We start from the raw sequence: 26,119 nt of genomic DNA, 5'->3' as shown, positions 1-26,119 counted from the left end.
GAGTTGGAGGCGCGGGGCCTGAAGCTCTCGGCCCGTCCGGACAGGGACTTCCAATCCGGAGACCTGCTGCGGGGGGCAGGCCGCGCCGTCTCCGGCCTGCTCACCCACGAGCAGGAGAAGAACGCCTGGTACACCCACTACTCCCGGCAACGGGGCCAGCTCCCACCCTCATACCAGCAGGACCTCGACGAGGTGGAACAGGAGGCGGCGAAACAGCACTACTCGGCAGGCAACGTGCTGCTGGGCAGCGTGGACAATGTCACCTTCGGCGTGCCGCTGGGCTTCTACTACCTCGCGGCGGGGACGGGCCACGGGCTGTCCTCGCTGACTCAGGGCGAATACGAGCAGGCCATGCGCGAGCTGACGCCCGTCGCGCTGCTGGCAACCCTGTATGTGGGTGGCAAGGGCGTGCGCACCCTCTACGAGGCCCGGGGAGGAGGAGCCGGACTCCAGCGGGGACTCGAGACGGTGCGGGTGCGAGTGAGTCTCCTCGCGGAGAGGACGCGGGAACTGCAAGCACGGCTGGGCGCGGGCGTGGAGGGCATGCGGGAGCTGGCCCGCTACATACGAGCCAGACGTGAGGCGGGACGCTTCGTGGCCGTGGGAGGGGTGGACGCCGCGCTGGCGCTGTACGAAGCGCGGGGAAACGTGGCCAGGGCCCGGCCGCTCATGTCCAGGGCCAGGCCGGGGGCCTCGGGCTCCCCGCCCGTGAAGAGTGGTGAGGGGGCCAGCGCCGGGAAGGCCACCGCCGCGGCGGATGACGCCGCACGCCCCTCTCCGAAACAGGCCCCTGTCGCGGAGGGGCAGGGCACCCTGGCCTCGCTGGTGGATGACGGGGTGGGCCACACGCGGGAGGTGGTGGAGGCGAAGCTGGCGGCGGCGGAGCTCGAGGCCACGGGCCCGCGCCTGCCCAAGGACGTGAAGGTGCTGGAGCAGCACCGCCCCGCCCTCGAAGCCCCACCGCCCGAGGCCCAGGGCAGCCCGCGCTGGCGCGAGTACGTGGAGTACTACAACGAGCGCTTCAAGGAGGTGGAGAGTGGCACGGCCGCCGAGGGCCCCCTGAAGTGGGCGCCTTACGAGCAGTTGCGCGGGTGGTTTGCCCGGGGGCTGGCCTTCGAGCGCGACATGGTGAGGCTGCTGAAAGCGGACGCGGAGAAGCCGCGGGCCCAGCGCAGCCTCCTCGGGGATTTCGACAGGCCTCGCATCGAAATCCAGGTGGGCGTGAGGAAGCCGGGCACCGGCCTGCGCTTCGCGGATGTGCTCGTCGTTGAAGAAGGCGCGCTCGGGGGAGGGCCGCGGCGCGTGGAGTCGTTCAGCTTCAAGAGCCGAAATCTCTCGCTGTTGGACGAAGGAGCCCTGAGACGTCAGGTGATTGAGGACGCGAAGGAAGCTCTGCAGAAGTACGGCGGGAGTCTGGATATCCGCCGGGATTCCCTCCAACGTCCTTTCGGTGCGGCTGGCGAGGTTCCCGTTCAGCGGGTGCGCCTCATCTACGAGGGCGGCGACCTCAAACCCATCAATGTAAACGAGTTGAAGAGAGCCGTGAACGCGGCCAAGGCAGCCGTTCCGGGAGTCGAGGTGTTGTTCCAATGAAGCGACTGAGTGTGCACGACTTGAAGCCGGAGGATCGCCTTCGACTCACTTTCGACGGTGCCTTCGACCAGCAGGTTGCACTGGAAAGAGAGCTGGAGCCCTTTCTCCAAGCGCTTGAAAGGTACGCCGCCGGGTGGATGCCGGACGTCGCTGAAGGCAAGCGCCGACGCAAATACACCCGCGCTGCAATCTGGACGGCCCTAGAGGAGGGTCGTGACGATGTGTTCACGAGCCTAGGGTTCTATCGCACGAAGTGGCCCGCGCTGGACATGACCCTCTGGCTCTGGCTCCCTCCCCGACATCCCAAACTGGACATTACGGTCAACGTGCAGCCGCTTTCTTTCTTCGCCGAGGAGGAGCGCTGTGGCCAATTTGTCGAGATGGTGCGCGCGTGGGCCTTGCGTTACCCGGTCACCCATGCGGCGGCACACAGCAGTGATGACATGGAATTGACAGGCTCTCCCAATTTCGGTCGCGACGACGAGACTGAATACAGAGACGGGTACGACAAAATCTACGAGGTGTCCTGGCTCAACGTCTTCGGACCCAAACTGGTGGAGACGGTTGGCCGCGAGCGCATGTTGTCCACTCCAGCCCACCGGGTGGACGAACTGCCCAACGGCTCCATCCTCCTGGTGACGTGGCCAACAGTGGCGGATTTCGCCAGCGAGGAGGCACGGCTCGCACAGGCCCGCGCTCACGCCCACCTCCGGCCGGACCTCGACTTCGACACCATTCTGAGCACCTTGCATGAGCGCAGTGCCATGCTCGCCCCCGTGGAACCCCGCTTCCCGCCGGACCTGGCTCCGCTGCTCTCCCGTGTGGTGGACCGCGCCCCCAGCTACGAGCGCCAGCGCAGAATCGCTGAACTCAACGCGTGGCGACCACCCGAGCCCGAGGAGTGGCTCCCGGTAGATGCCGCCCTGCCTTCGGACGTAGAGAATGTAGAGCGCGCTCTCCAGCAGTACAGACTCTACGCCGAGCACCTCGTGGCCCTACTTCACTCGGAGGTGCCCTCAATCTTCGAGGCGACACCCGAGTCCCTCTCGGATGCCGACTTCTACTTCTGGCGGGAGGAGTTCCCGAAAAGTCGCCTTCGGGAGGCCATCGACGAGCACGCGGTGCCCGCCATTGGTGCGTACCTGGGTGAAGTGCTGGTGCGCAACCTTGACGGCAGGTGGATACCGCGCCAGAAGCTTGATGAGGCACAGGTACTGGTGGGCAACCGCGTCTGGCTTCCATTCGTCCGAGCCCGTAACTACATGCGCTCTCGACAGTCGCTGTTGGACTGCTCCCTTACGTACCTCTACCGCATGGCGGAGCGGTGCCGGGACTAACGGAGAACTGCACCGAGGCCGCAGCCATCTTCCCGGCTCTGGCTCCATGTGAACCCCGAATTTGGCCCTCCATGGTTGTTACCGCGTCACACCGTGAATCCAAACAATGCCGCCGCGTTGGCCGTGGTCACCTCGGCCACCCGCTCGAGCGTCACGCCCTTCAGCTCGGCGACCTTCTTCGCCGTCTCGACCACGTACGAGGGCTCGTTCTTCTTGCCGCGATACGGGATGGGCGCGAGGTACGGGCTGTCCGTCTCCACCATCAACCGGTCCAGCGGCGCGAAGCGCACCGCGTCCTGCAACGCCTCGGTCTTCTTGTAGGTGACCACGCCCGACAGCGACAGCAGGAATCCCAGGTCCAGGTAGCGCCGCGCCGCCTCGGTGTCCCCCGTGAAGCAGTGGATGACGCCCCGGCTCATGCCCTCCTCCTTCAGGATGGCCTCGCACTCGGGATGCGCGTCCCCGCCCTTCGTCGACTCGCGCACGTGCACCACCAGCGGCTTGCCCAGACGCTTCGCCAGCACGCACTGCCTGCGGAACACCTCCCGCTGCACGTCCCGCGCGGAGTGCTCGTAGTAGTAGTCCAGCCCCGCCTCGCCCACCGCGTGGATCTCCGGCCGGGCACAGGTGCGCTCCAGGTGCTCGAAGTCCGCCTCGGTGGCTCGGGCCGCCTCGTGCGGATGGATGCCGAGCGTCGCCGTGAGGAACTCCGGATGCGCGGCGGCGACCTCCAGCGCGATGCCCCAATCCCCCGGGCCCTGGAACTGGCCGACGATGACCGCGTGCACCAGCCCCGCGGCACGGGCCCGCTCCAGCGCGGCGTTCACGTACTCGGAATCGGCACGATCGAAGTGGCAATGTGAATCAACGAGCCTCATGGCATCTCCTGGATGAGCTCGGAGAGCTCGGCACGGGCTTCCTGCGACAACGAGGGCAGCACCGCGCGGACGCGGTCACGGCCCTCGGGAAGGCCGAGCAGCCACAGGCCCTCGGCGGCATCGAGCCGGTAGTCCTCGGGGACTCCGGGTTCATCCATCAACGCGAGCAACCACGGCAGGGCCTTCGGGTCCGCCAGGCGGCCCAGTCCCCGCGCCGCCGCGCCCCGGCAGTCGTCCTTCGGATCCGTGAGGATGGTGTGCAGCCGCTCGAGCGCGCCCGAGGCCTTCACCTCGCCACACAGCTCCACGGCGAGCGCACGGTCCTGCGCCCAGTTCCACCGCCGCCGCTCCGTCCGCTTGAGGAGCCAGGCGGCCCCCTCGGCATCCCCCAGCTTCGCGAGCACGCCCGCGGCCTGGGTCTTGTCGAAGGCGGGCAGCATCCACCGGCGGAACAGCCGCTGCACGGCCGGCAGTGCTCGCGCGTCCCCCAGCTCGGCCATCGCCCCGAGCGCCCGGAAACGCAGCAGCTCCTCGTCGAGCGCCTCCACGAGCACTTCCAGCCCCGCCGGGTGCTTGAGGGCGGCCATGCCCCGGGCGGCCTCGAAGCGGACCTCGAAGACGGGGTCCTCCAGGGCCTGCGCCAACAACCCCCGGCAGTCCGGCCGGGCGAGGTCCGCGAGGCGCCCGGCGGCCTCCAGGCGCACGAGGCTCTCCTGATCGGCGAGCTGCGTGGCGAAGAAGCCGGGGAGCTCCTCGGCGGCGAGCACCGCGGTGGCCATGCCCACGCCCGTGCGGCGCACGGCCACCTGCTTGTCGGCCAGCAACCGCTGGAACGACGCGGACATCTCGGGCGCGCGTGAGGCGTCCTCGGCGGCGAGGTGGAAGAGCAACTCCGCCGCCTCCATGCGCAACCCCGGGTGCTTCTCTCGCTCGAGGGCGAGAAGCGCCCGGTCCCGTTCGGCCCGCCAGTCCGTCACGCTCACTTCACCTCGGAGCCGGGAGGCATATCCCCCGGATCCAGCAAGGAGAGGTTCTTCCCGCCAGGTCCGGCGGTGAGGATCATCCCGCGCGATTCGATGCCCCTCAGCATGCGCGGCTTGAGGTTGGCCACCACCACCACGTTGCGGCCCTGCACCTGCTCGGGCTGGAAGGCCTCCGCGATGCCGGAGCAGATGGTGCGCGGCTGGCCCTCGCCCAGGTCCACGGTGAGCTTCAGCAGCTTGTCCGCCTTGGGCACGCGCTCGGCGGCGAGCACCTTGCCCACCTTGAGCACCACCTTGCCGAAGTCACCGATCTCGATCTCCCCGGGCGCGGCCTCGGCGGCGGGCGCGGCGGGCTTGGCCTCGGCAGCGGGCTTCGGCTCGGCGGCCTTCTTCTCGCCCTTGTCCCCCTTGCCCTTCTTCTCCTCCTTGGCCGGCTCGGCGGCGGCGGGAGTCTGGCCGAGGATGGCGTTGACGCGCTCCTCCTCCAGACGCGGCAGGAGCGGCTCGGGGGTGCCCACGGGCCGGCTGCGGTCCAGCAGCGGGTAGCGCGCGGTGGCGAGCGCCTCGAAGGTGAGCGGCGGCGCGTTGAGCTGCGCGAACAGCTTCTCCGTCACGCGCGGAATCACCGGCGTCAGCAGCGCGCCCAGCAGGTAGGCCACCTCGGCGGCATCGCTCAGGTCGGCGCGAGCGGCCTCGGGATCCGTCTTCACCTTGGCCCACGGGGCCGCGGTCTGGAGGAAGCCGTTCGCCGACTGGGAGATCTCCGTGATGACGCGGATGGCGTTGCGGTACTCCAGCTTCTCGAACGCCTCGCGCACCTCGGGGACCCGGGCCAGCGCGGCCTCCACCAGCGCCTTGCCGGGACCCTCCTTCGTGGCGGGAGCCAGACGCTTCTCCAGCGCCGCACCCGCCAGCATGGACAGGCTGCGGTTGGCCAGGTTGCCGATGTTGTTCACCAGCTCGCCGTTCACCCGCAGGCGGAAGTCCTTGAGGCTCAGGTCGAGGTCCTCGACTCCAGCGCCCAGCATGGCCGCGTAGAAGTAGCGCAGGTAGCTCGGATCCAGGTGCTCCAGGTAGGAGCGCACGGGGATGAGCGTGCCGCGGCTCTTGCTCATCTTCTCGCCGTTGACCGTGAGGTGGCCGTGCACCTTCACGCTCTCGGGCCGCTTGAGGCCGGCCTCCTTGAGCACCGCCGGCCAGAAGAGCGCGTGGAAGTAGACGATGTCCTTGCCGATGAAGTGGATGATGCGGGCGTCACTGTCCTCGGCCCAGTAGTCCAGGGCGCTCTTCGCCTTGCCCGTCGTCTTCGCCCACTTCTCCGTGGTGGCGATGTACCCGATGGGAGCATCCAGCCAGACGTAGAAGTACTTGTCCGTCTCACCCGGGATGGAGAAGCCGAAGTACGGGCCATCGCGGCTGATGTCCCAGTCCGCCAGACCCTGCTCGAAGAAGCCCTGGAGCTGGGTGGCGAGGCCGGGGTGGAGGAACCCGGGCTTGCGCAGCGTCTCCTGCAGGAAGTCCGCGTGGCGCGACAGCTTGAAGAACAGGTGCGAGGACTTGCGGCGCACCGGCGGCGTCCCGCACAGGGCGCACCGGGGCTCGATGAGGTCCGTGGGGGCGTAGGCCTTGCCGCACTTCTCGCAGGCGTCGCCGTACTGATCGGCCGCCTTGCAGTTGGGACAGGTGCCCTTGATGAAGCGGTCCGGCAGGAAGCGCTTGTCCGTCTCGCAGTAGGCCTGCTCGATGTCGCGCTTCTCGATGTCGCCCTGGTCCTTCAGCTTGCCGTAGATGAACTCGGCGTAGTGCTTGTTCTCGGGCGAGTTGGTGGAGTGGAAGTAGTCGACGCTGACGCCGAGGTCGCGGAAGTCCGCCTGGTGCGCGTCGTACCAGCGGGCGACGAACTCCTCGGGCTTGAGACCCTGCTTCGCGGCGTTGATCTCGATGGGAGTGCCGTGGGTGTCGTCGGCGCAGAAGTAGACGACGTCCTTGCCGCAGGAGCGCAGGAAGCGCACGTAGATGTCGGTCTGGACGTACTCGACGGCATGGCCGATGTGGATGGGGCCGTTCGCATACGGCAGCGCGCTGGTGACGAGGATTCTCTCCGCCATGGGTTCTCCTGAAGGGCGGCGGACATTAGCCGCTCGGAGGGCTCCGGTCATCGGGAAGTAATCAAGGAACGCACCTGATGCACCGGGGTCCCGGAGCTGTTATCGACCCCACACGATGTGCACCATCGCCATCCTCCGCCACATCCACCCCGAGTGGCCGCTCGTCCTGGCCGCCAACCGCGACGAGTTCCACGCCCGCCCGGCCGCTGGCCCCCAGGTCCTGTCCCTCTCTCCCCGGGTCGTCGGAGGCCGCGACCTGGAGCGTCAGGGGACGTGGATGGGCGTGACGGACGGGGGCTTCTTCGTGGGCCTGACGAATCAGCGCGGCTCCGCCAACCTGACGCGGGCCCCTCGCTCGCGGGGCGAGGTGGTGATGCGCGCCCTGCGGGCCCAGAGCGTGGAAGGGGTCGACCGCTACCTCGCGGGGCTGGATGCCCGGGAGTACAACCCCTTCAACCTCCTCTATGGGGACGCCGGGGTGCTCCGGGTGGCGTACGCCCGCCCGGACTCCGAGCGGATTCGCCAGGAGGACGTCCCGCCGGGCGTCCACGTGCTGCCCAACGACGAGCTCGACACCCCGGCCCTGCCCAAGGTGGCGAGGGCCCGGAAGCTGGCCGAGAAGGCCGCCCGGAAGCCCTGGCCCGAGGCCGTCGCGGAGCTCCAGGCCCTCCTCTCGGACCACCTGCTGCCCGAGCGCGTGCCGGAGCTCCTCCTCCAGGAGTTCCCGCCGGAGCTGCACGAGCGCCTCCGCCAGTACCAGGCGCTCTGCATCCACACGCCCGAATATGGGACGCGCTCGTCGGCCATCGTCGCGCTGGCGCCAGGACGGGTGGCCCACTACCTCGCCGCCGACGTGGCCCCATGCCAGGGGCCGTTCCAGGACGTCACGCCGCTGCTCTACCCGGGGTGACGGCCCCGGTCGCACGCGGGACCCGACCAACGAGGTCTCGACTTCCCACGGGAGAAGTATCATCCTCGCCTCGACTCTGGAGGTAGAGGCATGGACTTGAACGTGAGACAGGAGTTGAAGCGCGCGGGACTCGAGCCGGACTGGCCTGAACGGCTTCAGGTGCCCATCGAGTTCGATGCGCATGGACGAGCGCTCCCGCTGGGCGAGGAGGTGCCGGTGGCGGACGACTCGTGGAGGATGGTGCACGTGAAGCTCAAGCCCATCTCGCGGCTCTGGACGGTCGCGGAGAAGACGCCGTTGCCGCTGAAGGCCCCTCCGCGCCACGACGCCTTCCTGCATCTGCTGCAGTCGACGGCAGTCATCTACTGCACGGCCATGGACAAGCCCGAGACAGATGCCGAGTTCGAGCGGCTCTACCTCATGCTGCGTCTGCGTCCGGATGGCCTGGACTGCCACCCGCTCTTCTCGTACCTGCAAGGGGCGGCGCGCCTGTACCTGTCGCTGTGCAGCGTGAGCCGGGCCGAGTACGAGGACCTGCTGCAACGGCTCTGCAAGCTGGCCCAGCGCTTCCGCTCGCACCCGGACAGCACCGGCTACCACGACAAGATGCTCTCCCCTCACTTCGGCTCCTGAGACCCGGCCATGCGCCCCCTTTCACCCATCCGCTGCATGCCCTTGCTGCTCCTCCTGGCGTCCGTGGCGCAGGCCCTCGAGCCCGGCGCCAGGACGGAGATCAGGACGCTGCTGCTCTCGGAACACCCCGCCCGGACGGCGAACAACGTCTATGTATCCGGCCAGGTCTCCACCACCCTGCGCTTCGAGCAGGAACCCGATCCGGCCAGGACCCGCCTGCTGGGGTGGGAGGGGCGGTTCGAGCGTCCGCTCGTGGGAAGCAAGAAGGTGGTGCTGGAACCGCTGCGGGACCTGGGCGAGGACGAGTGGGTTCCCCTGCTCGTGACGCTCGTGGATGGGACCGAATTCTCGTTCCTCGTGAGGTCACCGCGCCGTGAGAAGTGGGGATGGACGGACCATCAGGTGAATGTGTTCAAGGACCGCGAGAGCTACAACGCGGTGCTGTCGGCCCTCAATGACTCACGCAAGAGAGAGCTCAAGCTGAGCGAGGAGAACGAGCGCCTCAAGAAGGAGGAGAACTCGGTGGACCACGCCTTCGCCACGCTGCTCGTCAATGGGCAGGTGGAGAAGACGCCTTTTCGGAGGAAGCGAGTGGCGGTCCTCAAGAGCGAGGACATGGACATGAAGGTCGAGGTTTTCGAGGGGCCAGGAAAGGCAGCAGCCTTGATTCACCTGACCAACACGTACAACGACGAGCCGTGGATATTCAGGGATGCCCGGCTGACCGCCGACCTCACGACATACACTGCTCGACCCTTCGCGCTTCGCGTGAGCCGGGCCGAGCTCTCCCCCGGTCAGTCGGGAAGAATCGCGGTGGTGGCGGACCAGAGTGCCTTCGAGTCGGAAGCGGGCCTCGTTGATCTGGTCCTGGAGATCTTCCGCGAAGACGGGGAGCTGCAGGTGCTTGTGAACCTGGATCAGAAGTTGATTCGGAAGTAGAGGTGACATCCATGCCCATGACCCAAGCGCTCTTCATCGGCTCCGTTGTGCTCTTCGGTGCGGCCTCTGGCTGCGTGGCGACCAATGTCGGTGTGGTAGCTCTGCGGCCGGATGGAACCCCAGGTCCCCAGGAATGCCCGGAGGAGGCCAAGAAGGCGATGCGCTACATGAAACTGCGCGTCGGGAATGGCGCATGGGTGGAACTCGACGCGAACCAGATCAAGTCAAAGCCCATCACGCTCTACGATGGTCCAATCGAGAGCATGCTGCAGGGTCAACTCGGTACGCTCGAGTCCACTACCCGTTTGTACGGGCAGGTCTGGACGGGCGGTCCGCAGGTCGTCATCCGGTACTACGAGGCCCACCCGCCGGACAGCGAGAAGGTGCCCATCTGCGCGGTAGCCCGGTTGAGCGAGAATCAGCTCCGGAAGCGGCCTGAATCGCTGCCTGGAACCGCCATCCTCGACTTCTCCGTGGCGGGGGTCGACATCGTCGACTCGTTCCGCTGAGGGCTGGCGCGGTCCACCGCCCTCCTCGGGATGCCGCGCCCGTTGTCAGGATTTTCCGCGCCTTTTCGTCTCTATCGGTAGCTGCCCGGCCGGAGATGCCGAACACGCACCGGTAATCGCCTGTAAAGCGATCGCGGTTCAACTCCGCCCTTGGCCTTGGAAAAGGTCACCCAACCCAAACGGCATCTCCACTCGGGCGGCGATTCTTCTCACTCCCCTCCCCCACCTCGGGGCCGAGCACCTGCACCCCCTCCAGGGCGCGCTGCAGATCGGCCCAGAGGTCCTCGGGGCTCTCCAGTCCCACGCTGACCCGGAGCATACCCGCGCAGATGCCACTGGCCTCGCGGTGCTTCTCGTCCACCACGCGGTGCGTGAGGCTCGCCGGGTGCTGGATGAGCGAGTCCACCGAGCCGAGGCTCACCGCGGGCGTGAGCAGCTCCACCCGCTCCATCACCTGGGCCGCCGCCTTCGCGCCCCCCACCACCTCGAAGGACAGCAGGCACCCGGGCCCGCGCATCTGCCGCCCGATGAGGCCCTCGGGATCACACCCCGCGAGCCCCGGGTACCACGTGCGCAACACGGCCGGGTGCGAGGCCAGCCGCTGCGCGAGGAACATGGCACCGCGCTGCGACTCGCGGACGCGCACGGGCAGCGTCGCGAGGCCCCGGTGCAGCATGTAGCCCGCCTCGGGGTGGAGCACGCCGCCCGTGGCGATGCGCACCTGGCGCAGCCGCGCCGCCCAGACGGCGTTCGTGGCCACCACGCCGCCCATGACGTCACCGTGCCCGCCGAGGAACTTCGTCGCGCTGTGCAGCACCAGCGAGGCCCCGAGCGCCAGCGGGTTCTGCAGCACCGGCGTGGCGAACGTGGAGTCCACCAGCACCGGCACCTCGCCCGCCTGCGCCACCACCCGGGCAACATCGATGAGCGCCAGCGTGGGGTTGGCCGGCGTCTCCACCACCACGAGCGCCGTGTCCGGACGCAGCGCCTTGCTCACGTGGTGCGGATGCGTCCAGGTGACCTCCACGCCCAGCAGGCCGCTGTCCAGCAGATGGTCCGTGCCGCCGTAGACGGGACGGCACGCCACCACGTGCTTGCCGCCCTGGCGCGCCGCGAGCAGCACCGCCGTCAGCGCCGCCATGCCCGAGCCGAACGCCACCGCCTCCTCGGCGCCCTCCAGCGCGGCCAGCGCCTTCTCGAAGCGCACCACGGTGGGGTTGTGCAGCCGGGCGTAGATGGGGTTGTCCCGCAGGGGACCGCCCTGGGCGAGCGCGTCGAAGCACTCGCCGATGCCCCCCATGCTGCCCACGGGATAGGTGGTGGAGAGATCGATCGGCGGCGCATGGACGCCGAGCCCGGCCAGGTCTTCCCGGCCAGAGTGGACCGCACGCGTTTCGAACCCGAGCTTCTTCATCCGAATTTCCTCCCGTCCAAGGGGCACGGGAAGAAATTACGCATCCATGCAGCGGAGAGACATCGAATAGGCTGCGGAACCGTGCGGCGCAAGGGGCCTGGGACCGAATCGGCTTCGGCCAGGGCCCGTCACTGCCGCAAGGGCAGCAGCAGGGTGAACCGGGTTCCGCGTCCCGGCTCCGACTCCACCGAGATGGAGCCGTTGTGGTTCTCCACCACCTTGCGGCAGATGGCCAGACCGATGCCCTGCCCCGGGCTGTCCGGATCCAGCTTCTTCAGCGCCTCGAACACGTAGTCGCTGTAGCGGTTGTCGAACCCCATCCCGTTGTCCGCGTAGAGGATCCGCGCGAAGTCGGTGTAGTGGTACCTGCCCGTGTTGGCCCGGTAGGTGTTGTGCTGGATGACGTGGCACTCGATGCCGATCCGCGGGCTCTCCTCGGGCCTGCGGAACTTCACCGAGTTGTCGAGCAGCTGGAAGAACAACATCATCAGCTGCCGGCGCCGGCCCTGGAGCACGGGGAGCGGCTCGCTGCGCAGCTCCATCATCGTGCCGGCCCTCTCGGTCACCAGCTGCCGGGCGCCACCCACCACATCGCCCAGCTCCACGTCCTCGAGCGGCTCCTGGGTGTCGTCCAGCGACACGAACTCCTGGAGCGCCATCACCAGCTGCTCCATCCTCGCGCTCTGGAGCTTGATCCGATCCAACGAGCGCTGGCCCGTCGCCGACAACACCTGGCGGTCCTGCTGGGTGAAGAGACTCGAGAACATGGAGAGCTTGCGGATGGGCTCTCGCAGGTCATGGGACAGGATGGTGCTGATGCGGGTGAGCTCCTGGTTCTTCTGCTCCAGCCGGCTGAGCTTCTGGTCCAGCTCCCGGGCATGCAGCTCCAGCTCCCGCCGGGCCCGGGTCAGCTCCTCGTTGTTGCGCAGCGCCTCTTCCGCCGTCCGCTTCGCCGCCAGCAGCTCGTCCTCGTACTTGCCGCGGTTGCGCACCGGGATGAGCGCGCACTGATTGACGACGCCCCCCTCGTGCTCCTTGCGCACGGCGTTGAGGAGCACGGGGATGCTCTCCCCGCTCCGGGAGCGCAGCGAGAGGAAGATCTCCTCCGCCTTGCCCTGCATCCGGAGCATCGGGAAGAGATGCGTCTGGTAGAACATGCGGCTGGCCAGCGTCAGGAACGACTCCACGCGGCCGCCCACCAGCTCTCCAGTGCCGTACCCGAGCATCTCCGCCAACGTGCCGTTGACGGCCACGAGGGTCCCGTCATCGGTGAACGAGAAGACCCCACAGGGCGCGGTGTTCAACGCATCGTCCATGGGCTGCATCGGCTCGACCTCTTCTCACGCGGCGTCAGGACATGGAGCCCTGACCCAGGTAGTCCTTGATGAGGGAGGTGGTCTCCTCGGGAGCACTCATGTGCGGACAGTGACCCGTGGCACGAGTGAGCCGCAGCGTGCTGCGCGCCAGGTTCCTGTGAAGGTAATCGCCCACCTGCCTGGGCGCGATCAAATCCTCCGAGCACTGGAGGATGAGCGAGGGCACGGTCAGCTTGGGGAGATCCTTCCGGTTGTCGGAGAAGAACGTCACCTCCGCGAACCGCCGGGCAATGGTCGGATCCGTGGAGCAGAAGCTCTCCGTCAGCTCCTGGTTCAGCTCCGGCCGGTCTGGCCGGTTCATCACCCTGGGCGCCAGGAAGTTCGCCCAGCCGATGTAGTTCTTGTCCATCGTCTGCAGCAGCTCCTCGATGTCCTGCCGCTCGAAGCCGCCCACGTAGTCGGGGGCCTCGTTGAGGTAGCGGGGCGAGGGAGCCACCAGGACGAGACGATGGAAACGCTCGGGCTCGCGGATGGCGGCCAGCAGCCCGATCATGCTGCTCACCGAGTGCCCGACGAAGATGATGTCCCTCAGGTCGAGCGCCCGGCAGATGTCGAGGATGTCCTCCGCGTAGCCATTCAGACTGGAGTACCGCTCGCGGTTGTACGCGTGGAGGTCCGATTTGCCCGAGCCGACGTAGTCGAACAGGACCACCCGGTAGTCCGCCTCGAAGGCGGGGGCCACGAAGCGCCACATGTGCTGATCACAACCGAAGCCGTGAGCGAAGAGGATCGGCTGGGTCCCCCGGCCCGTCACCTGGACGTTGTTGCGGGACAGGATGTCGTGGGCCAGGGGCTTCGAAGCCCGGAGAGACACGTCTTCACGGTGGAGCATGACATCATGCGCTACCACTTGAGCGCGGTCCCCACCAGGGAGGATGGCCACCTCGCCGGAACCGCCCCCTCTTTCTGTCCGTTGGACGGATTTCACTCCGCGGAGCAGGTTCAAGTTCGACACTTCGGCCGGGTGAACCCGCGCTGACCGGAATACGCTTCCCCACATGGAAGGAACCTCGAACCTGGACGCCATCGACTTCGCCATCCTGGAGGCGCTGCAGAAGAACGCGCGGCTGTCGAACAAGGAGCTGGCCGCGGAGGTGGGGCTCGCGCAGTCGAGCTGTCTGGCGCGGGTGACGCGGCTGCGCGAGACGGGCGTGCTCAAGTCCTTCCACGCCGAGGTGGAGCCGCGCGCGGTGGGAATCGGGCTGCAGGCGATGATCGCCGTGCGGCTGAGGCAGCACTCGCGGGAGATGGTGGAGGAGTTCCGGCACCACGCGCTGTCGCTGCCGCAGGTGCTGGCCGTCTACCACGTGGCGGGAGCCAACGACTTCCTCGTGCACGTGGCGGTGCGGGACGCGGACCACCTGAGGGACCTGGGCATGGACGCCTTCACCACGCGGCCCGAGGTGGCCCACCTGGAGACGTCGCTCATCTTCGAGTACGTCCGCAGCCCCGGGCTGCCGCTCTACGGGCCCCAGGGCGCCGGGCAGCGCGCGGCCCCCAGCGAAAAGCCCGTCAGGCGCTCCCGCAAACGGTCCAGAGCAGCCGCTCGATGACGAGCTTGCCGCTCGCGGAGGACTTGAGCGCCAGGTCCGCGTCGGCGCACGCCACCAGCGCGTCGAGCAGCTCGCGCCGCTTGTAGCGCGCCGCCCCCTGCATCGCGAGGAACGCCGCGTACGGGTGCGGGGCCTTGCCCTTGGCCGCCTTGGCCTCCTCCTCGACCCGGGGGAACACCCGCGACTTGAAGTCCGGGTATGAGCGCGGCAGCGAGCCGCCCGCGTACTTCTCCAGCCGCTCGTGGTTCTCCAGCATGCCGCGCGTGATGGAGGCCACCGCGCCCAGCAGCTGCAGGCCGTGCACCCCCTGTCCCATCGCGTCCATCGTGTAGTCCAGCGCCGCCTTGAAGTTGCGGTTCTGCAGCGCCTCGGACAGCTCGAAGAACTCCTCCTCGCGCGTGTGCGCCACCAGCAGCGCCACGTCCTGGGCCTCGATCACCGGGCCCTGCGCGTACGTGGCCAGCTTCTCCAGCTCCGACTGCAGGAGCCGCACGTTGCCGCCGATGCGCTCCTTGAGCTGCTCCGCCGCGCCCTTGCCCAGCTTCTTCTTGAAGGGCCGGAGAAACTCCTCGGCGAGCGGCTCGAGCTCGAAGTCCTTGTGGCGCGCCGCCACCTTGCGCTCGACGACGCGGCCCTTGTCCGCCGCCAGCTTCACCAGCGGATTCTTCGCGTCCACCTCCGAGGCCGCCAGCACCAGCGCGTGCCCCGGCGGCACGCCCTTCTGGAAGAGCTCCAGCAGCGCGCTCGCGTCACCCTCGGGCGCCGAAATCCGCTCCTCGCGGCAGAACGTGGCCACCTCCTTGAGGAAGACCAGGTCCGCCTCGGCGAGGTCCACGTTCAGCTCGTCCTTCCACTGGTCCACCGAGGGCGCGCCCGAAGCCCCCGGATCGAGCTGCTCCACGCCCCACCCCGCCCGCGCCGCCAGCGCCAGCAGCCGCCGCGCGCCCTCCTTGCGCTTGCCCGCCTTCCACGCCTCGCGCGCCTTGCCCAGCGCGTCCCCGCGGCCCTTCTTCGGCGCGAGGAACTCCGGATCGCGCACCAGCACCACCTTGCGCCCGGGGAAGAGGGGCAACGTGGCCAGCTCCTGCGCCACCTCGCGCGGCGAGCCCGCGTCCAGCACCGCGAAGTTCAACCCCGCCGACGCGTCCGGCAGCAGCACCTTCACCAGCTCGTCCGCGCCCCGCCGCACCAGGTACTCCTCGCCCGACAACAGGTAGAGCGGCGCCACCTTGCCGGCCTTCGCCTCGTCCAGCACGTCCTCGATGTCCGCGCTCATCGCCCCTCCAGCAGCTCGATGAGCATCCGCTCCAGCTGCAGCCTCGGCGCCGCGTTGCGCTCCACGATGGTCGCCTTCGTCTTCTCCAGCAGCGCGTGCCGGCGGTGCAGCACCGTCTCGTGCGTGCGCGCCGCCACCTCCCGCGCCAGCTCCAGCATGTCCTGGTTGGCCAGCCGCTCCACGCCCGCCTTCGCCAGCGACACGTCCCGCGTCCACATGGAGAGGATGGACAACGCCTGCTCGGCCTCCTCGCGCGAGGCGCCAAAGGTCTCGGCCCAGCGCAGCATGGCGCCCACCTCGCCGGGCTTCAGGGCCTCGAAGCCACTGATGACGTCCTTGCGCGCCGCGAGCGCCTCGAGGTCCAACGCCAGGGCGCGCCCCAGACTGCCGCCCGCCATCACCGCCGCGAGCTCCGCCGTCTGGGCGTCCAGCTTGCGCTCCTTCTGGAGCCGCTCGGCGACGAGCGCCACGGGCAGCGGGCCGAAGTGCACCTTGCTGCAGCGGCTGCGGATGGTGGGCAGCATCTTGTCCGGCGCCGAGGCCAGCAGGATGAGCGTGGTGTCCGAGGGCGGCTCCTCGAGCGTCTTGAGGAAGGCGTTCTGCGCCTGCGGGTTCATCATGTGCGCATCCACCACGATGGCCACCTTGCGCTTGGACTCGAGCCCGCGCAGGGTGATGCGCTCCAGCAGCCCGCGGATCTGCTCCACGCGGATCTCCCGGCTGGGAGTGCCCTGGATGTCCGAGCGCCCCGCGAGTCCACGCTCGACGCGCTGGGCATCGGGCATGAGCCAGGAGACGTCCGGGTGGGCGCCCTTGGCGATGCGGGTGCAGCTGGAGCAGGAGCCACAGCCCTCATCGGGCTTCTCCGGGCACGTGAGGGCCTGGGCGAGCCCCACGGCGGCGAGCTCCTTGCCGACCCCCTCGGGGCCGGCGAAGAGATAGGCGTGATGAACGGAGCCGCCGCGCAGAGCCGCGAGGAGCGCGTCGATGGCGCGAGGCTGTCCGACGACCGAGGCCAACGTCATGGGGCGTGTATCCCCGCTCGCGGCGTCCCCGTCAACCACTCAGGAGGTAGCCTTCCCCTCTCCCGCCGGGAGAGGGTCGGGGTGAGGGTATCGGACCCCTTGGGTTGCCCCCGTGTGTGCCCCCTCTCCCTCTGGGAGAGGGCTGGGGTGAGGGTCATCACTTCACGCGGCTCCGCGCCTTCACGGTCTTCTGTCCCACGGAACACGCGGGGAGCAACTTGCACCGGGAGCAATTCTCCGGAATGGGCTTCGTGGGGCACACGCCGCTCATGCCGTAGTGACACAGCGCGAAGTCGAAGCGCACGGGGTCCGAGGCATCCAGGGCGCGCAGGGAGGCCGTCACCTCCTCGGCGGTGCGCCAGCTCAGGTCATTGCGGCGGGTCAGCCCCAGGTGCTTCGAGATCCGTCCAATATGCGTATCCAGCGGGATGAGCAGCGCCGAGGGGCTCACCCGCGTCCAGATGCCGAGGTCCACGCCATCCGGGCCGCGCACCATCCACCGGAGGAACAGATTGAGCCGCTTGGCCGCGCCGGCTCCGAGGGGCGAGGGCAACAGGTGCTGCAACCCGCGCTCGGGCCCGAGCGCCTCGCGCAGGGGCTCCATGGGCACGTCCCGCAGAGCGGAGGTGAACGCATCCAGCGCGCCATGCCAGGAGCCCCGGGCCTCCAGCCCCTGGACGAAGAGCGCCTCCAGGCTCCCGAGCTCACGCAGGGCCCGGCCCATGCCCAGCAGCAGCACCGCCACGTCCGTGCCCACGTTGAAGCGGTAGACGAAGCCCGAGAGCAGCTCGCGCGCCCCGGCCACATCCAGCGCGCGCACGAAGGCGGCCGGGGACGGGCCCATGCGCGCGAGCAGAGCATCCACCTTGGGCCGGAACAGGTCCGCGCGCCCGTACGCCAGGGCCGCGGCCAGCAGCGCGCTCACCTCGATGTCCCTCGGGTCGCGGTAGCGGTGGGGAAACTCGAGCGGATCGAACGCGATGCGCGCCCGGCTGTCCGTCGACGCCAGGAAGGCATCCAGGCAGGGGCGCAGGCGAGCGGCGTCTCGCGGGCTCAGCCCTGTGGATCCTCGAGCTCTCGGGGGCATGGTTCAGACACTCCGTAGCCTGGAGCAACGCACTCCGCCACGGAGTTCATCCATGAACCCCTCCCCGGGGCCAGGAGGGGCCTGGAGGGATCACCCCGGCAGCCCGCGGCCGCGGCCTTCGCGGACACCGCCAACCATCTCCGCGAGGTATGGGCCGCCCGATTTCGCCTCCCCTTCTGGGGGATTTTCAGCGACAGTCCGGCCTCCACCAGGGCAGTGGCCGGCAGTCCCTGGCAGTCGAGGGAACTCCATGTCACGACCCTACCTGTCGCGCGCGGCGCTCGCGCTCGCGTGCCTGCTCACCTGGACGAATGGCTGCAAGCGGGAGGAGCCGCCCGCCCCGGACATCGAGAAGGCCCCCGCGTGTCCCACGGCCGCGGAGCTCGACGCACTCCCCTTGCCCGCCGCGGTCCCCACCACCGGCACCGGCTCGTGCCGCGATGGCTGGTGCTGGGTGAGTCATGAGCCCCAGGGCCACCACCTCCATGCCGTCTGGGCGCACCCCACCGGGGGGGTCTGGATGGCGGGCCAGGCCGGCACGGTGCTGCACCAGGCGCCGCAGGGCCAGTGGACGTGGCAGTCCACGCCCACCTCGCAGACACTCCGCGGCATCTGGGGCGCGAGTCCGGCCGACCTCTGGGCCGTGGGCGACGCGGGGACGCTCCTGCACTTCGATGGCTCCGCGTGGACGGCCGTCCCGGCCCCCGGGGACGCCGTGGACCTGCTCTCCGTGGAGGGCGCTTCGTCCCATGAGGTGTGGGCCGCGGGCAAGAGCGGGCGCCTGTTGCGCTGGAACGGCAGCGCGTGGGCCCTGGTGCCCAGCGGCACCTCGGCGAACCTGAGGGGCGTGTCGGTCCTATCGGCCGATGACGTGTGGGTCGGTGTCGAGGATGCCGGGCTGCTGCGCTGCACGCCCACGGGCTGTGCGGCCCAGGCCGTGCCTTCCGAGGTCGCCGCCACCACGACTCCCGTGGGCATGTGGGAGCGGAACTCCGGGCGGTGGGTGACCTTCGGCGCCCAACCTGAGTCCTACTTCTGGAAGGACGGAGCCTGGAGCGAGGAGCGCATCCCGCCGCCCCCCAGCTCGGGCATCAGCACCTACTCGGGCCTCTGGGTGGGCGGCGCCAACGACGCCTGGGTCTTCGTCTACCAGACCTGGGCCCCGAGCATGGCGTCCAAGCAGATCCTTCACTGGGATGGCAGCACGTGGACGACCCTCGAGGAGCCCAGGACGGACACGTCGACCCGGCGCACCTCCTCGCTGTGGAACGTGCACACCACCGGTGGGTCGGGCCCGTCCGACCTCTGGGCCGTGGGGGACGAGGGAGCCATCCTGCGCTGGGACGGAAGCGCCTGGCGGGACCAGCGCCAGCTGCGCGGCCTTCCCGCGGCCTACAGTCCCAGCACCCCCTCGGTTCGTGAGGCGTACTTCGTGGAGCTCTCGGCCAGCCCCGATGGGGCCGTGGTCTGGGCCAACCCGGGCGGGCCGTCCCGCGTCGACGTGGCCGCGTCGACGTGGGCGACGTCCGAGGGCACCTGGCATGCGCACCTGATCCCGCCCCCCCGCCGCACCGTCAGCTCCCCCCAGTTCACGGTCTCCGGCACGGGCATCCAACCGTTGCAGGGCCTGCTCCCCGGAGACCCGGAGCCCTGGAGGACCCGTGTCCACGCCAGCGCGCGGGACAACGTCTGGGCGATGGACCAGCAGCGCGTCTGGGCGTGGGAGGGCCAGGCGTGGCGCATCGCGCTCGAGGGCCAGGGCGAGCTGTTCGCCGTGTGGACCCACGGCCCGAAGGACACGTGGGTGGCCGGCACCGGGAAGCTGCTGCACTGGGACGGCGAGGGCTGGCAGGAGCACCCGACGCCCGGCTTCACCGCGTCCGCGTTGTGGGGCTCCTGGCGCCGTGACATGTGGGCCGTGGGCCGCAAGGGCGACACGGCGGGCCTCTTCCACTGGGATGGAAAGGACTGGAGCGAGGTGTCGAGCGACGCGCTCCAGGGCATCGAGCGCCTGCTGGCGGTCACGGGCCGCTGCACGAGCGAGGTGTACGCCGTGGGCACGGGAGGGGCGCTGCTGCACTGGGACGGCGCCTCGTGGCGGCGCATGGCCCTCCCCACCACCCTGGACCTCTACGGCGTGACGCCGGTGGGCAGGGAGCTGTGGGTCTCGGGGGCGCAGGGGGCCATCCTGCGCCAGCCTCGGCCAACGCCGTAGCGCCGAGGCGAGCGCGCTCTGGAGACATCCGGGGCGCCAGGCACCGTGACGAAGCCTGGCGCTCCCTCTCTCCCCGCGCTCGCGCCGGGCGTCCCCTCAGTCCTTGCCCGAGCGCTCGATGTAGATGGTGTCGGTGTTGCAGTTGCTCGTTTTCGAGCCCATCCGCGGCGCGCCCTGCGTCATCTTGGCGATGTCCGGGCTGGGAACGATGTCCCGCGGCAGGCTCAGCCGAACCTCCTGCAGGAACCGCCCTCCCGCGCACAGCAACTGAATCCGCTGCTCCACGTCGGGGCCGAGCTCACGCCGCACGTCGGCGAAGAAGTCGCTCACGCTCATCTCCTTGCCGATGTTGGAGCGGATGAACTCACCGATCGCGGAACGATCGACGAGCTCGGTCAACTGCTTGATGGTGAGGAAATACTCATCATCCTGCCGGGCCTGACAGGTGCCGTGCTTGTCCCATTCATGGGTGGCGAAATCCGTCCCGAACATGAGGTTCGGCATCCACGGCCCCACCTCCGCCAGGGTGTCCTCGGAGAGCGAGAGCGGAACCTGCCGGCAGTCTCCGTAGCGGGTTCCACAGGACTTCTTGTTGGGCCACAGCCCATGGATCGTGAGGTGCGAGATGGAGAGCTCACCGCTCTGGAGCGCCTGGCACTCCGGTTTCGTTCCGTGGAAGCTGGCGTGTTCGCAGAAGCCGGGCTGCCAGCTCATGGAGAGCACGTTGCTGTCGTAGGTGTTGGCGGTGTGGCACTGGGCCCGCCCGCCGGGTGTCTCTTGCTGGGGCGGTTTGACACCGGGCCCGGACGGACCGGTTTCCCCTGGAACGAGCTGGACCACGCCGCATTCCTTGGACACCCACCGGCTCGGCTCCCGCACGTCCGGGACGTTGACGCGTATCCAATCCCAGTTCTGCTCGTTGAGCTCCTCGATGGCATAGCTCTGTCCCGGCTCCAGCCGGACGAACCCGGGATTGGTGCCCTTCTTGAAGGACTTGAAGGCCTCACAGGAGCGCACGGCCTCGAAGGTGCCGGCGGCCCTCACGGAAGCGAACGCATGGGCCGAGAACGAGATGGCCAACAGGGCCAGGATTCGACGAGGGAAGAAATGCCTGGTTGCCATATGAAGACCCTCCACGACGAGATGTACGTCAAGGTGGCTTCGACAGGAGTGTGTCAACAATGCCCTCCCGGTACTCCCCTCGTGCTCATGGCATGACAACGGGACCCACCCTCAGGGCAGGAGACATCGCCCTGGAGGGTGGGTCCCAGATGACGGAGTTACACGTTCCGGTTCGAGTGACCGCCGTTCACGTCGCGCGGAACGTTTCCTGAGCCGGCTCAGGTGCCGTGGATGAGCCGCCAGGCGAGCTCCGGGTCGAACTGGCCCGCGGGCGTCCCCGGGGCGATGCCGCACTGGCCATCCGAGTCGCCGGGGACCTTCACCCACAGCAGCAACTCCGCGCCACCGCCCGCCTGCGTCGGAGTCCCCAGCTTGCGTCCGGCCGGGTTGCACCACTCCCCGTTGGAGCCATTGCCGTTGCGGCTGGTGTCCACCGCGAAGGGCCGGGTGTAGCCGTAGCGGCTGGACAGGGCGGCGTTGACCGCGTTGCCGTAGGTGACCGTCTCGGACGTGGTGTAGAAGTTGGAGACGTTGGCCACGAAGCCCCGGATGTTGCCCACCCCGGCCGACTGCAGCCGCTGCGCCATGGTGTCGGGTGCAATCCACCGCGCGTTGCCTCCGTCCATGTAGGCCCACGTGTTGGGCGCGCGATCGCGCAGTTGCTCGGTGGCGTAGCGCAGCAGATCCAACCGGGTCTGCCGGTCCCAGTCGCTCGGCAGGCAGTCGAGTTGGGCCAGTGCATCCGGCTCGATGAGCACGATGGCGGGACGGGCACCGAGGCCCGAGACGAAAGCGGAGATCCACGAGCGGTAGGCATCGGGAGAGCCCGCGCCGCCGCCCGAGTGACTGCCGCAGTCACGGCCGGGGATGTTGTAGGCCACCAGGGTGAGCGAGATGTCGTCGAGCCGGACGGTAAGGGCACCACGGCCGCCCAACTGGAAGGTCACCTGCCCCTGAGCGGAGCTCACGGACGAGGTGAAGGGGAACGAATAGCGCCGCGACGTGCCGTCGAGCGCGACCTGCTTGCTCAGGGTGGCCGTGTAGGGGGCGCTGTCCAGTTGCACCGTGGTGAGGATGCTCACGCTCGCCGAGGCGGAGGCGGTGAAGGACAGGGTGTACGTCTGGCCGCTCACCAGCGGGAGTCCACTCTGTCCAGCCATCGCGCCCCAGGCGTTGGTGGTGCCGCTGGCGGCGTCGAGCCGCCACAGGCCGTTCTCGACTCAGGCGCTCTGCACGCCCGGTGCCGTGGAGACCTTGAACACCAGGTGCAGCCGGGCATGACCGTTGGCGGGCAGCTCGACCTTCCATGTGCAGAAGCCGTTCTCGTCGAGCACCGGCACGCCGCTGGTCTTCTCGCGGTCCAACTCCACCTTCACGTGCTCGATCTCCGACACGGGCAGGCGCTCGGAGACCGCCACGGAGCGCGCGCTCCCCGACAGGTTGGAGAGGTAGAGGGTGAGCCGCATCGTGGTCTCGTTCCACTTGCTCACCGGGTGGAGCTCGCTCTCCCGCTTCGCCTCGCGCTGGATGCGGATGGACTCCTCCGGGCCGAAGCTCAGCTCGAACTTCTCCTGGGGCGCCACGAACAGCGTCTGGGTCCAGCCCACGAAGCCGTTCTCCTGCAGCAGCTCCACCGGCCCCGCCAGCACCGGGTTGGGCGAGGTGTTGCGCGCCACCGCCCGCAGGAACACCTGCGTCTCCAGCTCCGGGAAGGCCACGAGCGACGACTCCGCCTCGGCCTCGAAGGTGAAGAGCGGAATGATGTGGGGCCTCCCATCCGAGACGATGGTGTTCCGTCCGGGCGCCCTCAGGTTGCGCGTCTCCCCGCCATCATCCACGCCGGGCAGATCCAGGGCGGAGGGTGCCGCCGGAGCGGCCCCGCCCGAGGCAGGCGAACTGCCCAGTCCGGCCTTCTGCACCTGGACCTGCCGGGCCTGCACCACCACCGTCTCGCTCTTCTTCTTCACGGTGAGCAGGTCCGCCTGCAGCAGGGGCGGCTCGATGCCCAGCGAGGAGCGCGCCGTGGAGAAGCGCAGCTCCGCCTCCTTCCAGTCCTCGCCGGTGTCCTGCCAGACCGCGGCGGACGAGGCGAAGAGGATCCGCTTCCCCTCCAGCAGGCGCGCCGAGTGCAGCGGCCGCCACAGGGCGTTGGGCACCACGTAGTGGATGCGGACCTCCACCTCGCCCTCGGCCTCGGCGAGCACGTCCACCTCCAGCCAGCCCACCACCTGCTGGTCCACGCGAGCCATCGCCTGACGCTGGCGCGTCACGGCGGCGATCTCCTCGGCCAGCCGCTCCGCGGTGAAGGTGGCCTTCAGCGCCGCCTCGCGCAGCTGGCGGGCCTTGCGGAACAGGGAATCGAACGTGTCCTGCCACTGGGCCGCGGCACCCATGCCCCACCCCGCGTCCTCGGGAATCTCCGAGGCGCCGAGCACCAGCATCCGCTGGACGCGATCGAAGCGAGCACGGGCGCGGGCCTGGTCCTCCAGCACCTGCTCGCGCTCGCGCCGCAGGGCCTCGATGCGCTCCTCGAGCACCCGCGCCGCCTCGGGCTTGTCCGCCATCCGGATGCGCAGGCTGCGGCGGACGCGCACGTCCGCCACACGGGCCCGTCCGGAGATGACCTCGGCGCGCAGGGACACGTCCTGCATCACCGGAGCCACGCCCTGGACCACGACGCGGTTCTGCCCCGCGCGCACGCGCACCGTGCCGCCGCGAGTCACCTGCGCCCGATCCTCCAGCAACGTCACGACGCGCACCGGCGCGTCCAGGACGGGAGCCGCCTCGGGGAAGGCGGGCTCGTAGCGCTCCACACCCAGGGTCTGGATGGCCGTGCTCATGTCAGGCCTCCCGGCGGTTGCCGCCGTTGAGCTCGTTGTTGGCATACAGCTTCACCACGTACCGGGCGGACAGCTTGCTCGTCCCGTTGGCGGGGACGGTGAGGCGCCAGCGGCGTCCTCCCTCGAGCACACTGCCACGCTCCTCCTGCGCATAGGGCTCCCACGCGGGGGTGACGGTGCTCTCCTCGACCACCACCTCCGCGTTCGGCGCGGGCTGGGGAATGCGCTCGCGGACCTCGCAGACGATCTCCCGGTCCAGGTTGTTGACGAGGTCGATGAGGATGTCGTGCCACAGCTCCGTCGTCGCGACGATCTTCTCGCCGCTGCGGGCCTCGCTGAAGCGGGTGTTGCGCGCGCAGCGGATGGCCTGCTCCACGCCCAGGCCCAGCTTGAACTCGCCACGCGGGGGCACCGAGGGCAGCGTGGTGGAGAGCACATACTCGCCGCCCACGTAGACCTCGGCCGGGCCCGGCAGCATGGGAGCGGACAGCGGGTTCGTCACCTGCGCCTGGCGGTAGACGTTGCTGTCCTCGCGCGGGACGGCCACGTAGAGGACACTGGACTCGCCGGTGCGCGTGCCCACGGCCACGGAGTGGAAGGTGTTGTCGGACGGGACGTCCACCGTGGCATCGGCCGTGTAGCTGAAGTCGAAGTGGCCACTGGCCGCCCGGACGTCCGAGGTGCCGGCCGGAAGCCCCTGGTGGGCCGCGGCGAGGGCACGCCGCTCGGCCTCCTCCACCGCGGACATGACATCGAAATTCACCTCCACCTGGAACCGGGACAGCGACTCCAGATAGAAGCGCCGCGCGTCGACGGGCTGGAGCCGGTTGCGCATGCTATCGGCCGGCGAAGAGAGCCGCAGGTGGGTGAAGACCACCGCCTCCAGGCCGGCCTGCGAGGGGCCCCCACCACCGCTCGCGGGACCCCCCGGACCCCCGCGCGACACGCCCTTGGAGCGCGCGGGAGCAGGGCGGGCGGCCATGGGCGCGGGAGCCGGCGGAGGTGCCATGGGGTAGGCCGGCTCGTCCATCGCCGCCACCTCCCCCTCATCCGCGGAGACCTCGCTGTACACGGCCGACCTCTCGGCCATGACCATGTCATCGTCCAGTGCGTCGAGGCTCGGGCGCGAGACCTTCTTGCTCCGCCTCCGCTCCTCGCGTTGCTCGATGACGTCACTCACTCCGCCGAAGACGACGCCCTCCTCCAGATCCGAGGGGGCCGCCAGCGCGGGCGGCGAGTACGACGGCATGAACGGCGCCTGGACGGTCAAGGACTGGCGGTCGCGGTCATAGTCGGAGAAGAGCGCGGTGGCGCCCTTCGGGGGCGGGCGGAAACCGGCGCGAGCGGGCAACGGAGGCTGGGCGCGGCCGATGCGGATGGAGGACAGCTCCGGCAGCTCCGTCCAGCTCATGGGGGCGGCGGTGGAGAGCACCAGCTTCACGCCGCGCCAGTCCTCTCCCGAGTCCTGGCAGATGAGGGCACGCGTGACCAGCTCCGCCTGCCGGCAGTCCCGCGACAGGCGGCACTGGTAGGAGGGAACCCAGCGGGCGCCGGGGATGAAATACTCGAGGGAGAGCTCCGCGCGCCGGAGCTCGCCGCCTGCGTGGCGCAGCTGCACGTGGACGGACTTGTGGAGCTCCCGCGCGGTCACCTCGCGCGCGGTGGAGGCCCTCGCCATCCGGGCCTCGAGGTCGGCCACGTCCTCCCTCAGCTTGCGGAGCTGCTCGCGCAGGGCACGCGCCTCCACGAGGCGGGACTGCACCCCGTCCTGGGAGAACTGCTCCAGGGCGAGCCGTGCGCCCAGGGGAGCGGGCGGCGGGGGCTTGCCCTCCTCCGGCTCCGGACGCTCCGGCACGGGGATGCCGGCGAGGATGGACATCTCCCAATCGAGCTGCCGCAGCTGGCTCTCCACGGTCCGCACCTGCTGGCGCAGGGAGCGCAGCGCGGCCTCGTCCACCGTGTCCAGGGGGGCTTCCCGGGGAGGGATCCACAACCCCACGCGCACGTTGGTGGCGGAAAGGTCCGCCTGGGGATTGTCCGTGGACAGCACGCGCACGCGCACGGTGGCGTCGAACAGGGACAGCGGCAGCCGGGGGATCTCCAGCACCGTGGGCGGCTTGCCCCCGGGACAGTCCAGCGAGAGCAACCGGGTTACCCGCGCGCCCTGATGGTAGAGCGTCACGGTGTCGAGGCGGGACTCCACGATGGACATGCACCCTCCCGAAATACGTTGCGCGGCACGCTAGAACGCGGCTCCTCGACCGAGCAAGGCTCCAGGACGTTCCCCTGGCTGCTTCCCACCCGCTCCTTCCGCTCCGGCG

Annotated in this window: 20 protein-coding genes and 1 pseudogene; 8 read left to right on the top strand and 13 right to left on the bottom strand. The window is 69.3% G+C overall.

The features are described 5' to 3' along the window. Positions 1-1,593 (top strand): hypothetical protein (locus VFZ09_RS09565; RefSeq protein WP_329727201.1); only part of this gene is annotated, 1,593 nt, incomplete at its 5' end. Continuing rightward, positions 1,590-2,930 (top strand): hypothetical protein, encoded by a 1,341-nt coding sequence (locus VFZ09_RS09560; protein WP_329727200.1) that lies wholly within the window; start codon positions 1,590-1,592, stop codon positions 2,928-2,930. The genes VFZ09_RS09565 and VFZ09_RS09560, both read left to right, overlap by 4 nt. 86 nt (positions 2,931-3,016) lie before the next feature. Here the strand turns inward: VFZ09_RS09560 and VFZ09_RS09555 are convergent, their stop codons facing one another. From VFZ09_RS09555 to metG, 3 genes are read right to left on the bottom strand one after another with little or no spacing between them, the layout of a single operon-like run. Then, positions 3,017-3,808, bottom strand: a complete 792-nt coding sequence (locus VFZ09_RS09555; protein ID WP_329727199.1) for a TatD family hydrolase — start codon at positions 3,806-3,808, stop codon at positions 3,017-3,019. Next, positions 3,805-4,785: a HEAT repeat domain-containing protein gene (locus VFZ09_RS09550; protein WP_329727198.1), complete on the bottom strand. Its 981-nt coding sequence runs from the start codon at positions 4,783-4,785 to the stop codon at positions 3,805-3,807. The genes VFZ09_RS09555 and VFZ09_RS09550 overlap by 4 nt, the downstream gene beginning before the upstream one ends. A 2-nt stretch (positions 4,786-4,787) precedes the next feature. Then, positions 4,788-6,899: a methionine--tRNA ligase gene (metG, locus tag VFZ09_RS09545; RefSeq protein ID WP_329727197.1), complete on the bottom strand. Its 2,112-nt coding sequence runs from the start codon at positions 6,897-6,899 to the stop codon at positions 4,788-4,790. Positions 6,900-7,014: 115 nt separating this feature from the next. On the opposite strand from metG, the gene VFZ09_RS09540 reads away from it, so the two are divergent. The 4 genes from VFZ09_RS09540 (at position 7,015) to VFZ09_RS09525 (ending at position 9,890) form a co-directional block, all read left to right on the top strand. Further along, complete coding sequence (locus VFZ09_RS09540) at positions 7,015-7,809, top strand: NRDE family protein (RefSeq protein WP_329727196.1); 795 nt, start codon at positions 7,015-7,017, stop codon at positions 7,807-7,809. 90 nt (positions 7,810-7,899) lie between these two features. Further along, positions 7,900-8,442 (top strand): hypothetical protein, encoded by a 543-nt coding sequence (locus VFZ09_RS09535; RefSeq protein ID WP_329727195.1) that lies wholly within the window; start codon positions 7,900-7,902, stop codon positions 8,440-8,442. A 9-nt stretch (positions 8,443-8,451) separates the two neighbouring features. Further along, positions 8,452-9,381: a DUF2381 family protein gene (locus VFZ09_RS09530; protein WP_329727194.1), complete on the top strand. Its 930-nt coding sequence runs from the start codon at positions 8,452-8,454 to the stop codon at positions 9,379-9,381. An 11-nt stretch (positions 9,382-9,392) separates the two neighbouring features. Next, positions 9,393-9,890 (top strand): serine/threonine protein kinase, encoded by a 498-nt coding sequence (locus VFZ09_RS09525; protein ID WP_329727193.1) that lies wholly within the window; start codon positions 9,393-9,395, stop codon positions 9,888-9,890. A 166-nt stretch (positions 9,891-10,056) separates the two neighbouring features. Here VFZ09_RS09525 and VFZ09_RS09520 read toward each other — a convergent pair whose 3' ends face one another. From VFZ09_RS09520 to VFZ09_RS09510, 3 genes are all read right to left on the bottom strand, one after another. Continuing rightward, on the bottom strand, positions 10,057-11,304 hold the full coding sequence (locus VFZ09_RS09520; protein WP_329727192.1) for a PLP-dependent aspartate aminotransferase family protein: 1,248 nt from the start codon (positions 11,302-11,304) through the stop codon (positions 10,057-10,059). Between the two features lie 128 nt (positions 11,305-11,432). After that, a complete protein-coding gene (locus VFZ09_RS09515; RefSeq protein WP_329727191.1) occupies positions 11,433-12,629 on the bottom strand; it encodes a sensor histidine kinase in 1,197 nt (398 codons plus the stop codon). A 25-nt stretch (positions 12,630-12,654) separates the two neighbouring features. Beyond that, positions 12,655-13,512, bottom strand: a complete 858-nt coding sequence (locus VFZ09_RS09510; RefSeq protein WP_329727190.1) for an alpha/beta hydrolase — start codon at positions 13,510-13,512, stop codon at positions 12,655-12,657. A 166-nt stretch (positions 13,513-13,678) separates the two neighbouring features. Between VFZ09_RS09510 and VFZ09_RS09505 the strand changes: the two genes are divergently transcribed. Then, the gene (locus tag VFZ09_RS09505) at positions 13,679-14,233 is read left to right on the top strand and encodes an Lrp/AsnC family transcriptional regulator (RefSeq protein WP_329727189.1); all 555 of its coding nucleotides are present in this window, start codon (positions 13,679-13,681) and stop codon (positions 14,231-14,233) included. On the opposite strand, the gene holA is transcribed toward VFZ09_RS09505, so the two are convergent. The 3 genes from holA to VFZ09_RS09490 form a co-directional block, all read right to left on the bottom strand. Next, a complete protein-coding gene (gene holA / locus VFZ09_RS09500) occupies positions 14,193-15,509 on the bottom strand; it encodes a DNA polymerase III subunit delta (protein WP_329727188.1) in 1,317 nt (438 codons plus the stop codon). The genes VFZ09_RS09505 and holA overlap by 41 nt on opposite strands. Continuing rightward, on the bottom strand, positions 15,506-16,534 hold the full coding sequence (gene holB, locus VFZ09_RS09495; protein ID WP_329727187.1) for a DNA polymerase III subunit delta': 1,029 nt from the start codon (positions 16,532-16,534) through the stop codon (positions 15,506-15,508). Before holB ends, holA begins: the two co-directional genes overlap by 4 nt. Before the next feature lie 157 nt (positions 16,535-16,691). Continuing rightward, a complete protein-coding gene (locus tag VFZ09_RS09490; RefSeq protein WP_329727186.1) occupies positions 16,692-17,621 on the bottom strand; it encodes a TIGR02757 family protein in 930 nt (309 codons plus the stop codon). Positions 17,622-17,871: 250 nt separating this feature from the next. On the opposite strand from VFZ09_RS09490, the gene VFZ09_RS09485 reads away from it, so the two are divergent. After that, complete coding sequence (locus VFZ09_RS09485; protein ID WP_329727185.1) at positions 17,872-19,836, top strand: hypothetical protein; 1,965 nt, start codon at positions 17,872-17,874, stop codon at positions 19,834-19,836. Positions 19,837-19,932: 96 nt separating this feature from the next. On the opposite strand, the gene VFZ09_RS09480 is transcribed toward VFZ09_RS09485, so the two are convergent. The 4 genes and pseudogenes from VFZ09_RS09480 to VFZ09_RS09465 form a co-directional block, all read right to left on the bottom strand. After that, positions 19,933-20,958: a ribonuclease T2 family protein gene (locus VFZ09_RS09480; RefSeq protein WP_329727184.1), complete on the bottom strand. Its 1,026-nt coding sequence runs from the start codon at positions 20,956-20,958 to the stop codon at positions 19,933-19,935. A 218-nt stretch (positions 20,959-21,176) separates the two neighbouring features. Beyond that, a pseudogene (locus VFZ09_RS09475) lies at positions 21,177-22,178 on the bottom strand (glycoside hydrolase family 6 protein); the annotation flags it as partial. Continuing rightward, the gene (locus VFZ09_RS09470; protein WP_414640685.1) at positions 22,179-23,798 is read right to left on the bottom strand and encodes a mucoidy inhibitor MuiA family protein; all 1,620 of its coding nucleotides are present in this window, start codon (positions 23,796-23,798) and stop codon (positions 22,179-22,181) included. Between the two features lies 1 nt (position 23,799). Then, positions 23,800-26,010 carry a DUF4139 domain-containing protein gene (locus VFZ09_RS09465; RefSeq protein ID WP_329727183.1) on the bottom strand — a complete coding sequence of 737 codons (2,211 nt, stop codon included), beginning with the start codon at positions 26,008-26,010 and terminating at the stop codon, positions 23,800-23,802. Between the last annotated feature and the right edge of the window lie 109 nt (positions 26,011-26,119).

The organism is Archangium sp. (assembly GCF_036277355.1).
Taxonomy (GTDB): domain Bacteria; phylum Myxococcota; class Myxococcia; order Myxococcales; family Myxococcaceae; genus Archangium.
This window is presented reverse-complemented; position numbering and strand designations above follow the sequence as displayed.